Genomic DNA, 10,400 nt, shown 5'->3' on the forward strand with positions numbered 1-10,400 from the left:
CCGCCCCGTAGGTCTCCCCCTCGTACCCCGAAGACCCTGCGGGATCCTGCGGCTGCTGGGCGCGGAGCGTCTCGGCGGGAGTGCCGCAGCCGGGGCAGGCAAGGGCGCCGTTGAGGTGCCGTCGGCACGGGTGGCAAAAGTCCATGACGCGGGAAGGTTAGGTTCCGTTCGGGCCCGCTTCATAGGCCTTGCTGTGAAGGTTTGGTGCGGACCATTGCTCAATGGTTTCGAAACTGTCGAAACCGTTATGCGCGTGACCCATTGACACCCCCACCGCCCCGTCCTTAGTGTCACGCCAGCATTTCGAACGTGTGCCGAAATATCGAACGCGTCGAACCGCTGACGACGAAGACAAGGTCCACCACCACAGCGAGGGGCTAACTGCCGTGCGCATCACCGGAATCAGCACACACGTGGTCGGGACGCCGTGGCGCAACCTGACGTACGTCCAGGTGCACACCGACGAGGGCATCACCGGAGTCGGCGAGACCCGGATGCTGGGCCACACCGACGCCCTCCTGGGTTACCTGAAGGAGGCCGAGGTCAACCACATTCTCGGCTCCGACCCGTTCGCCGTCGAGGACCTGGTCCGCCGGATGAAGTACGGCGACTACGGCCGCGCCGGCGAGATCGTGATGTCCGGCATCGCCGTCGTCGAGATGGCCTGCTGGGACATCAAGGGCAAGGCCCTCGGTGTGCCCGTCTGGCAGCTCCTGGGCGGCAAGGTCACCGACAAGGTCAAGGCGTACGCCAACGGCTGGTACACCACCGAGCGCACCCCCGAGGCGTACCACAAGGCCGCGCAGGGCGTCATGGAGCGCGGGTACCGGGCGCTGAAGATCGACCCGTTCGGCACCGGGCACTTCGAGCTGGACCACGAGCAGACGCTGTACGCGGTCTCGCTGATCGAGGCGGTCCGTGACGCCATCGGTCCCGACGCCGAGCTGATGCTGGAGATGCACGGCCGCTTCTCCCCCGCCACCGCCGTGCGCCTCGCGCACGAGCTGGCGCCGTTCAAGCCGGCCTGGCTGGAGGAGCCGGTCCCGCCGGAGAACCTCAAGGCGCTGGAGAAGGTCGCCGCGAAGGTCGACATGCCCCTGGCCACCGGTGAGCGCATCCACGACCGGATCGAGTTCCGCGAGCTGTTCGAGAGCCAGGCCGTCGACATCCTCCAGCCGGACGTCGGCCACATCGGCGGCATCTGGGAGACCCGCAAGCTCGCCGCGACCGCCGAGACCCACTACATGCTGGTCGCCCCGCACAACGTCGGCGGCCCCGTGCTGACCGCCGCGTCCCTCCAGGTCGGCTTCACCTCCCCGAACTTCAAGATCCTGGAGCACTTCAACGACTTCGCGGACGCGGAGATCAAGAAGGTGGTCAAGGGCGCGCCGCAGGTGAACCCGGAGGACGGCTGCTTCCACCTCTCCGACGCCCCCGGTCTCGGCGTGGAGCTGGACGTCGACGCGGCGGCCGAGTTCCCGCAGCAGCAGGCCCGGTTCGACCTGTGGGCCGAGGGCTGGGAGACGCGCAAGCCCAAGGGCTCGAAGTGACCGCCGCGGACCGCCGGGAGGTACGGCGATGAGCACCCAGGTCGTCATCGAGGGACCCGGCGAGCACCGTCTGGTGGCGCACGAGCCGCGCGAGCCCGGTGCCGGCGAGGCCCTGGTGAGGGTGCACGCCTCCGGTATCTGCGGCAGTGACCGCGAGGTGTACCAGGGCAACCGGCCCGAGGGGTACGTGCGTTACCCGCTCACCCCGGGCCACGAGTGGTCCGGGACCGTGGAGCGGGTGGGCGCGGGCGTGCCCCCGGCGCTGGTCGGCCGCAAGGTCGTCGGCGAGGGCTTCCGCAACTGCCAGGTCTGCGACCGCTGCCACGCCGGTGAGACGACGCTGTGCTCGGCGGGCTACGAGGAGACCGGCTTCACCCAGCCGGGCGCCATGGCCGCCACGCTGACCCTCCCGGCCCGGTTGCTGCACGTCCTGCCCGACGACGCCGACCTGAGCGCCGCCGCGCTCCTGGAGCCGGCCGCCTGCATCGCCGCCGCCGCGCTGAAGGCGAACGCGGTACCCGGTGAGCGGGTCGCGGTGGTCGGCACCGGCACGCTGGGCATGTTCGCCGTGCAGTTCCTGCGCGCGGGCTCCCCCGCCGAACTGCTGGTGGTGGGCAGCCGGGACGACCGCGAGGCGCTGTCCCGGCGGTACGGGGCCACCGACTTCCGCACCAAGGACCGTGAACTCCCGGACGACTTCGACGTGGTGATCGAGACCGCCGGGTCCGCGGACGCGGCCCGCACCGCGGCCTCGCTGCTGCGGCGCGGCGGGCGGCTGGTCCTCACCGGCATCCCGGCGCCGGGCGCCGACGGGCTCGACCCCACGGATCTGGTCGTACGGCAGCTGGAGGTGCACACCGTCTTCGGTGCTCCGCCGGACGCCTGGGCGCACACCGTGCGGGTGTTCGCCGCCGGGCTGCTCGATCCGCTGCCGCTGGTGAGCCATGAGCTGCCGCTCGCCGAGTTCCCGCAGGCCATCGAGTTGGTGGGGTCCGGCGACCCGAAGGTGGGCAAGGTGCTGTTGCGTCCCTAGTCCGTACGCCGGTACGAGGGCGACCTGACGGCCCCCGTACCGGCGTACACCCGGCCCCGCCCCGAACCCGCCCGACTCGTACCCCGAGCCGCGAACTTCGTCCGATATATCGAACCAAAGGACACCCTGTGACCGACGCTTCCGCCACGGCTCCCCGCAGGCCCGGTGAGCAGACCCTCGCCGCGCTCGGCATGAGCGCACCCGCCCTCGACCCCGCCGACGCCTCGCCGCACACCTTCCCCGGCGGCGGCCGCTGGCGCACCGAGGTCCCCTCGTGCGAGGGGCCCGAGGCGCTGGCCGTGGTCCTGAAGGAGGCCTCGCGCCTCGATGTGCCGATCCACCGGATCAGCCAGGGCAGCGGCGTCTGGATGCTGTCCGACGCCGAGATCACCGAGATGGCGGAGGCCACCGCGGAGCGCGACATCGAGCTCTGCCTGTTCACCGGGCCGCGCGGCACCTGGGACATCGGCGGCTCCACCCGTACCGACTCGGGCGGCGCCGGACTGCGCGCCCGGGGCCACGACGCGGTCGCCGGCTGTGTCGAGGACGCCGTGCGCGCCACGGAGCTGGGCGTCAAGTGCCTGCTCGTCGCCGACGAGGGCGTGCTGTGGACGCTGCACCGGGCGCGGGCGGCCGGGCTGCTCCCCGCCGACACCACGCTGAAGCTGTCGGCGCTCGTCGGGCCGGTCAACCCGGCCTCGTTCGCGGTCTACGAGCGGCTCGGCGCCGACTCGATCAACGTTCCCAGCGATCTGACGCTCGACCACCTCACCGAGATACGGCGGGTTTCGGCCACGCCGATGGACATGTACATCGAGGCCCCCGACGACCTCGGCGGCTATGTGCGGATGTACGAGGTCGCCGAACTCATCCGGCGCGGCGCCCCGCTGTACCTGAAGTTCGGCCTGTCCAAGGCGCCCGGCATCTACCCGTACGGACACCACCTGCGGGAGCTGACCCTGGCGACCGCGAAGGAGCGCGTGCGGCGCGGCCGGCTGGCCCTGGACCTGCTGGCCCGCCACGGCGCGGACGGCGACATGGCACCGCTCGGGTCCCGCCTTCCGGGCGAGCAGCAGCGGTTCGAGATCTCGTCATAACGTTCCGGAAACTCGGCTTCACAGAAGTAGACACAGCCGCGCACAATCGCACACACCTCTTTCCCGGTCTCCTGGTTCCACCCCGGAAGCGCCCGCTCGTCCGGACCGACCCCGCACACATCAAGGATGATGATCATGCGTAACCGCAGAGCCGCACTCGCCGCCGTCGCCTCGGCCGCCACCCTCGCCCTCACCCTGTCCGCCTGCGGCCAGAACAGCGAGGGCGGCAGCGAGGAGGACAAGGGCGGCCCGGAGGGGGCCACCATCGGCATCGCGATGCCGACCAAGTCCTCCGAGCGCTGGATCGCCGACGGCGCCAACGTCGAGAAGGAGCTGAAGGCCAAGGGGTTCAAGACCAAGCTGGTCTTCGGCGAGGACGACCCGGACCAGCAGGTCTCCCAGATCGAGAACATGATCACGCAGGGTGTGGACGCCCTGATCGTGGCGGCGATCGACAACAAGTCCCTGGGCAACGTCCTGCAGCAGGCCAAGGACGCCGACATCCCGGTCGTCTCCTACGACCGGCTGATCCTCGGCACGGAGAACGTCGACTACTACGCCTCCTTCGACAACGAGAAGGTCGGCGAGCTGCAGGGCGGCTACATCGTCGACAAGCTGGGTCTGAAGGCCGGCAAGAAGGGCCCCTTCAACATCGAGCTGTTCGCCGGCTCCAACGACGACAACAACACCCGGTACTTCTTCCAGGGCGCGATGAACGTCCTGAAGCCGTACATGGACAAGGGCCAGCTGGTCGTCCGCTCCAAGCAGACCGACCTCAACCAGGTCACCACGCTGCGCTGGGACGGCGGCACCGCGCAGAAGCGCATGGACGACCTGCTCACCTCCAGCTACCGCAGCGCCCGGGTCGACGCGGTGCTCTCGCCCTACGACGGCATCTCCATCGGCATCCTGTCCGCCCTGAAGTCGGACGGCTACGGCTCCGGCAGCAAGGCCATGCCCGTCGTCACCGGCCAGGACGCCGAGGTCGCCTCGCTGAAGTCGATCATCTCGGGCCAGCAGACCCAGACCGTCTTCAAGGACCTGCGCGAGCTCGCCAAGGTCGCCGCGAACATGGTCGACGCGGTCCTCAACGACAAGAAGCCCGAGGTCAACGACACCAAGTCGTACGACAACGGCTCCAAGGTCGTCCCCGCCTACCTGCTGCAGCCGGTCAGCGTCGACAAGTCCAACTACAAGCAGGTCCTGGTCGACGGCGGCTACTACACCGAGGACCAGCTCAAGTAACCGGGCCCCTTCAAGGATTGGAAGGCACGACCATGGCGGGACCCGTCCTGGAAATGCGCTCGATCGTCAAGACCTTTCCCGGCGTCAAGGCGCTGTCGGACGTCACACTGACCGTCCAAAAGGGCGAGGTCCACGCCATCTGCGGTGAGAACGGCGCCGGCAAGTCGACCCTCATGAAGGTCCTCTCCGGCGTCCACCCGCACGGCAGTTACGAGGGGGACATCCTCTTCGAGGGGGAGTCCTGCGAGTTCAAGGACATCCGGGCCAGCGAGCAGCGCGGCATCGTCATCATCCACCAGGAACTGGCGCTGTCGCCGTTCCTCTCCCTCGCCGAGAACATCTTCCTCGGCAATGAGCACGCCACGCGCGGGTTCATCAACTGGAACGCCACCCTCAAGCACGCCACCGAACTGCTGCGCCGGGTCGGCCTGTCAGACCACCCGGACACCCGCGTCGCCGACATCGGCGTGGGCAAGCAGCAGCTGGTGGAGATCGCGAAGGCGCTCTCGAAGAAGGTGAAGCTGCTCATCCTCGATGAGCCGACCGCGGCCCTGAACGACGAGGACAGCGACAAACTCCTCGATCTGATCCTGGAGTTGAAGGAACAGGGCATCACCTCGATCATCATCTCCCACAAGCTCAACGAGATCCGCAAGGTCGCCGACTCGGTGACGATCCTGCGGGACGGGCGGACCATCGAGACGCTCGACGTGAAGGCCGCGGAGACCAGCGAGGACCGGATCATCTCCGGCATGGTCGGCCGCGACCTGGAGCACCGCTTCCCGGAGCGCTCCCCGCACCAGCCCGAGGAGGGCGCCGCCCCGGCCCTGGAGGTCCGCAACTGGACCGTGCACCACCCGATCGACCAGCAGCGCAAGGTCGTCGACGACGTGTCCCTCGAGGTGCGGCGCGGTGAGATCGTCGGCATCGCCGGCCTGATGGGCGCGGGCCGTACCGAGCTCGCGATGAGCATCTTCGGCCGCACCTACGGCCGGTACGCCGCCGGCACGGTCCTCAAGGACGGCACGGAGATCCGTACGAAGACCGTCCCCGAGGCGGTCGGGCACGGCATCGCGTACGTCACCGAGGACCGCAAGCACTTCGGGCTGAACCTCATCGACACCATCAACCGCAACATCTCGCTCAGCGCGCTGAAGAAGGTCGCCCGGCGCGGTGTGGTGGACGAGCACGAGGAGCGGCAGGTCTCCGAGCGCTTCCGGAAGTCGATGAACATCAAGGCCCCGACGGTGTTCGAGCCGGTGGGCAAGCTGTCCGGCGGCAACCAGCAGAAGGTCGTGCTCAGCAAGTGGATCTTCGCGGGTCCCGATGTGCTGATCCTCGACGAGCCGACGCGCGGCATCGACGTCGGCGCCAAGTACGAGATCTACACGGTCATCGACAAGCTGGCCGCCGAGGGCAAGGCGGTCGTCTTCATCTCCTCCGAGCTGCCCGAACTGCTCGGCATGTGCGACCGCATCTACACGATGGCCGCGGGGCGGCTGACCGGCGAGTTCTCGCGGGCCGAGGCCTCCCAGGAATCGCTGATGCGTCAGATGACGAAGGACAAAGAGGTATCCCGATGAGCAGCACCGAAGTCACCGACAAGACCCCGGCGGCCGCACCGCCGGGCAGGAACGGGACGGGCGGCGGTGACGGCCTGCTCCAGCTGATGCTGGACGGCATGCGCCGCAACATGCGCCAGTACGGCATGCTGATCGCCCTCGGCCTCATCGTGGCGCTCTTCGCGGTGTGGACCGACGGCGACCTGCTGCTGCCGCGCAACGTGTCCAACCTGGTGCTGCAGAACAGCTACATCCTGATCCTCGCGATCGGCATGATGCTGGTCATCATCGCGGGCCACATCGACCTGTCGGTCGGCTCGCTGACGGCGTTCGTCGGTTCGATGGCCGCCGTCTTCATGGTGAAGAACGACATGCCGTGGCCGGTCGCGGTGATCCTCTGTCTGGCCGTGGGCGCGCTGGCCGGCGCGGTACAGGGCTGGTTCATCGCCTACGGCGGCATACCGTCGTTCATCGTGACCCTCGCGGGCATGCTGACCTTCCGCGGTCTCACCGAGATCTTCCTGGAGGGCCAGACCCTCGGCCCGTTCCCCAAGGGCCTGCAGACGGTCGCCAACGGCTTCATGCCGGAGGTCGGCCCGGAGACCAACTACCACAACCTCACCCTGCTCCTCGGCTTCGCGCTGATCGCGCTCGTGGTCCTCCAGGAGGTCCGCGACCGCCGCCGCCAGAAGGAGTTCGACCTCGACGTCCTGCCCGCCAAGCTGTTCCTGCTGAAGCTCGTCGCGCTCGGCTCCGCCATCCTGGTCGTGACGATGCTGCTGGCCAGCTACAAGGGCGCCCCGATCGTGCTGCTGATCCTCGGCGCGCTGCTCGTCGGCTTCGGCTACGTGATGCGCAACGCCGTCATCGGCCGCCACATCTACGCCATCGGCGGCAACCTGCCCGCGGCCAAGCTGTCCGGCGTGCGGGACAAGAAGGTCACCTTCCTGGTCTTCCTGAACATGGGCATGCTCGCGGCCCTGGCGGGTCTGGTCTTCGCCGCCCGCTTCAACGCGGCCTCTCCCAAGGCCGGCCTCAACTTCGAGCTGGAGGCCATCGCCGCCTCGTTCATCGGCGGCGCGTCGATGAGCGGCGGCGTCGGCACGGTCCTCGGCGCGATCATCGGCGGCCTGGTCCTGGGCGTGCTGAACAACGGTATGAACCTCGTCGGCATCGGCACCGACTGGCAGCAGGTCATCAAGGGCCTGGTCCTGCTGGCCGCGGTCGGCTTCGACGTGTGGAACAAGCGCAAGTCCGGTTCGTAAGCCAGCTCGGGCCCCGCCGGAAGGCGGGGCCCCTTCCTCTTCGGGAGCCGCACGGATGGAACTGAACAGACGCACGGTCATCGCGGGCGCGGCGGCGGCCGGGGTCGCCGCCACCACCACCGCGTTCGGCGGCACGGCACACGCCGCGCCGGGCAGGGGGAAGCCGGTGAAGTCGCTCTTCGGCAGGCTCGCGGACGGCACCAAGGTCCACAGCTGGTCGCTGGAGAACGGCGGCACCCGGATGAAGGTCCTCTCCTACGGCGGCATCGTCCAGTCCCTGGAGATCCCCGACCGCCGCGGCCGGTACGCCAACGTCTCCCTCGGCTTCGGCACCATCGAGGAGTACGTCGCCTCCAGCCCCTACTTCGGCGCCCTGATCGGCCGCTACGGCAACCGCATCGACCAGGGCCGCTTCACCCTCGACGGCACCCCGTACCAGCTCTCCGTCAACGACGGCGAGAACAGCCTGCACGGCGGCGCCCAGGGCTTCGACAAGCGGGTCTGGGACGTCGAGCCGTTCACCCGGGGCTCCGACGTCGGCCTGTACCTGTACTACACCAGTGTCGACGGCGAGATGGGCTACCCGGGCACGCTGCGCACGAAGGTCACGTACACCCTCACCCGGGACGGCGACTGGCGCATCGACTACGAGGCCACCACCGACCACGCCACCGTCGTCAACCTCACCAGCCACGTCTACTGGAACCTCGCCGGCGAGGGCAGCGGCTCGATCCACGACCACGAGCTGTCCATCGCCGCCTCCCGCTACACACCGGTCGACCCGGGGCTGATCCCCACGGGCGAACTGGCGCCGGTCGCCGCCACCCCCTTCGACTTCCGCCGGGCCAAGCCGGTCGGCCGGGACATCCGCACCGCACACCAGCAGGTGCTGTACGGGCAGGGCTTCGACCACAACTGGGTGCTCGACAAGGGCGTCACCCGCCGCCCCGAGCAGGTCGCCGTCCTGCGCGACCCGTCCTCCGGACGCACGCTGAGGATCGCGACGAACGAGCCGGGCCTGCAGTTCTACTCCGGCAACTTCCTCGACGGCACCCTCGTCGGCACCGGCGGCCGGGTCTACCGGCAGGGCGACGGGCTGTGCCTGGAGACCCAGCACTTCCCGGACTCGCCGAACCAGCCGTCGTTCCCGTCGACCGTGCTGCGGCCGGGGCAGACGTACCGGACGACGACGGTCCACTCGTTCGGGGCGTGAGCCCCGGCGGACCACCGTCGTCACATTTTCCTCACACGGGCTGAACGACGGCGCGTCCCGCTCCGTACTCCTGGGTGGCCCGCGCTCCCCCGCGCGGGCCACCCAGGCATGACGGGCCCGCCACCTCCCCGGCGGGCCAGCCGCACACGGAGGTTCCCTTGGCCGACAACGTCACCTCGTTGTTCCGCAGCACCACGGCGCACAGTCCGTCGATGGCGGCGCTGACACGGGAGAGCGACGGGGCCGGCCCGGTGGACTTCTGCATCCCCTGCAACCCGTACTTCCCCACCCCCGCCATGTTCGAGGACATGGCGGGCCGGTTGCGCGACATCATCACGTACTACCCGAGCAGCGCCGACACCATCACGGCCGAACTGTGCAGCCTGCTCCGACTGCCGCCGCAGTGCGTGGCGATGGGCAACGGATCGACCGAGCTGATCACCTGGATCGACCACCTGCTGGTCCGTGAGTCCCTCGCCGTCCCCGTCCCCACCTTCGGCCGCTGGACCGACCAGCCCATGGAGACCGGCAAACGGGTCGACATGTTCCCGCTCCAGGAGGCCGGCGGCTTCGCCCTCGACCTCGCGCAGTACGCCGAGTTCATCCGGGCGCGCGGCACCCGGGTCGCCGTCGTCTGCAACCCCAACAACCCCGACGGCGGCTTCCTGCACAAGCACGCGATCGTGCAGTTCATGGACGCCATGGCCGACCTGGACCTGGTGGTGATCGACGAGTCGTTCCTGGAGTTCGCCGACGCGGAGAACGAACCGAGCGTGGTGCAGGAGGCGATGCTGCGCCCCAACGTCATCGTGCTGCGCAGCCTCGGCAAGAACTTCGGCCTGCACGGCATCCGCTTCGGCTACCTGGTCGCCAACCCGGCCCTGGCGGGGCGGGTGAGGTCCATGCTCCCCAAGTGGAACCTCAACTCCTTCGCCGAGCACGTGGTGTTCATGCTGAAGGAGCACGGCGCCGAGTACGCCCAGAGTCTGCACCAGGTCCGCCGTGACCGGATGGACATGTCCGGCCAGCTCTCCTCGCTGCCCGGACTGACGGTCTACCCGTCCCAGGGCAACTTCCTCTTCGTGCGCCTCCCCGTGGGCGCCGAAGGCACCGTGGTCCGGGACCGGATGCTCACCGAGCACCGGATCCTGGTCCGCGAGTGCGGCAACAAGATCGGCTCGTCCAGTCGCTTCCTGCGCCTCGTGGTACGCCCCCAGGTGGACGTGCGCCGCCTGGTGACCGGCCTGGAACAGGTGCTCTACGGGACGTCCAGGAGGGGAGCCGCCGGGCCCGAACAGGCCACCGGAACCGGCTACAGCTCGGGCACGGCGGCCGTGGACCGGCTGGTGAGCCGGACCAACGGGGCCGGCATGCGGGGGCTCGCCGCCCAGACCGCCGGTGCCGGCGTTCCGGGGCTCGCCGCCGCTCCGTCCGC

8 protein-coding genes are annotated in these 10,400 nt (G+C 69.2%); all 8 read left to right on the forward strand.

Annotated features, from left to right (window positions below; all coding sequences use genetic code 11):
* Positions 1 to 386: 386 nt before the first annotated feature.
* Complete coding sequence (locus B7767_RS13360; protein ID WP_085572376.1) at positions 387 to 1,550, forward strand: mandelate racemase/muconate lactonizing enzyme family protein; 1,164 nt, start codon at positions 387 to 389, stop codon at positions 1,548 to 1,550.
* A 28-nt stretch (positions 1,551 to 1,578) separates the two neighbouring features.
* A complete protein-coding gene (locus B7767_RS13365; RefSeq protein WP_085572377.1) occupies positions 1,579 to 2,583 on the forward strand; it encodes a zinc-binding dehydrogenase in 1,005 nt (334 codons plus the stop codon).
* Positions 2,584 to 2,711: 128 nt separating this feature from the next.
* On the forward strand, positions 2,712 to 3,680 hold the full coding sequence (locus B7767_RS13370) for a hypothetical protein (RefSeq protein ID WP_085572378.1): 969 nt from the start codon (positions 2,712 to 2,714) through the stop codon (positions 3,678 to 3,680).
* Positions 3,681 to 3,815: 135 nt separating this feature from the next.
* Complete coding sequence (gene chvE, locus B7767_RS13375) at positions 3,816 to 4,925, forward strand: multiple monosaccharide ABC transporter substrate-binding protein (protein ID WP_085572383.1); 1,110 nt, start codon at positions 3,816 to 3,818, stop codon at positions 4,923 to 4,925.
* Positions 4,926 to 4,957: 32 nt separating this feature from the next.
* Positions 4,958 to 6,508: a multiple monosaccharide ABC transporter ATP-binding protein gene (gene mmsA, locus B7767_RS13380; RefSeq protein ID WP_085572379.1), complete on the forward strand. Its 1,551-nt coding sequence runs from the start codon at positions 4,958 to 4,960 to the stop codon at positions 6,506 to 6,508.
* A complete protein-coding gene (gene mmsB / locus B7767_RS13385) occupies positions 6,505 to 7,752 on the forward strand; it encodes a multiple monosaccharide ABC transporter permease (protein ID WP_085572380.1) in 1,248 nt (415 codons plus the stop codon). Before mmsA ends, mmsB begins: the two co-directional genes overlap by 4 nt.
* Positions 7,753 to 7,807: 55 nt before the next feature.
* Positions 7,808 to 8,965 (forward strand): aldose epimerase family protein, encoded by a 1,158-nt coding sequence (locus tag B7767_RS13390; protein WP_085572381.1) that lies wholly within the window; start codon positions 7,808 to 7,810, stop codon positions 8,963 to 8,965.
* Positions 8,966 to 9,123: 158 nt separating this feature from the next.
* On the forward strand, positions 9,124 to 10,400 hold a 1,277-nt coding region (locus B7767_RS13395; protein ID WP_085572382.1), incomplete at its 3' end, for a histidinol-phosphate transaminase.

Origin of the sequence: Streptomyces sp. 13-12-16 (assembly GCF_002114215.1) — a bacterium.
GTDB lineage: Bacteria > Actinomycetota > Actinomycetes > Streptomycetales > Streptomycetaceae > Streptomyces.

What these genes read in the sequence shown, in the direction of transcription:
- chvE (WP_085572383.1), top strand. Translation starts at nt 3,816, where the DNA reads ATGCGTAACCGCAGAGCCGCACTCGCCGCCGTCGCCTCGGCCGCCACC.
- B7767_RS13365 (WP_085572377.1), top strand. Translation starts at nt 1,579, where the DNA reads ATGAGCACCCAGGTCGTCATCGAGGGACCCGGCGAGCACCGTCTGGTG.
- mmsA (WP_085572379.1), top strand. Translation starts at nt 4,958, where the DNA reads ATGGCGGGACCCGTCCTGGAAATGCGCTCGATCGTCAAGACCTTTCCC.
- B7767_RS13390 (WP_085572381.1), top strand. Translation starts at nt 7,808, where the DNA reads ATGGAACTGAACAGACGCACGGTCATCGCGGGCGCGGCGGCGGCCGGG.
- mmsB (WP_085572380.1), top strand. Translation starts at nt 6,505, where the DNA reads ATGAGCAGCACCGAAGTCACCGACAAGACCCCGGCGGCCGCACCGCCG.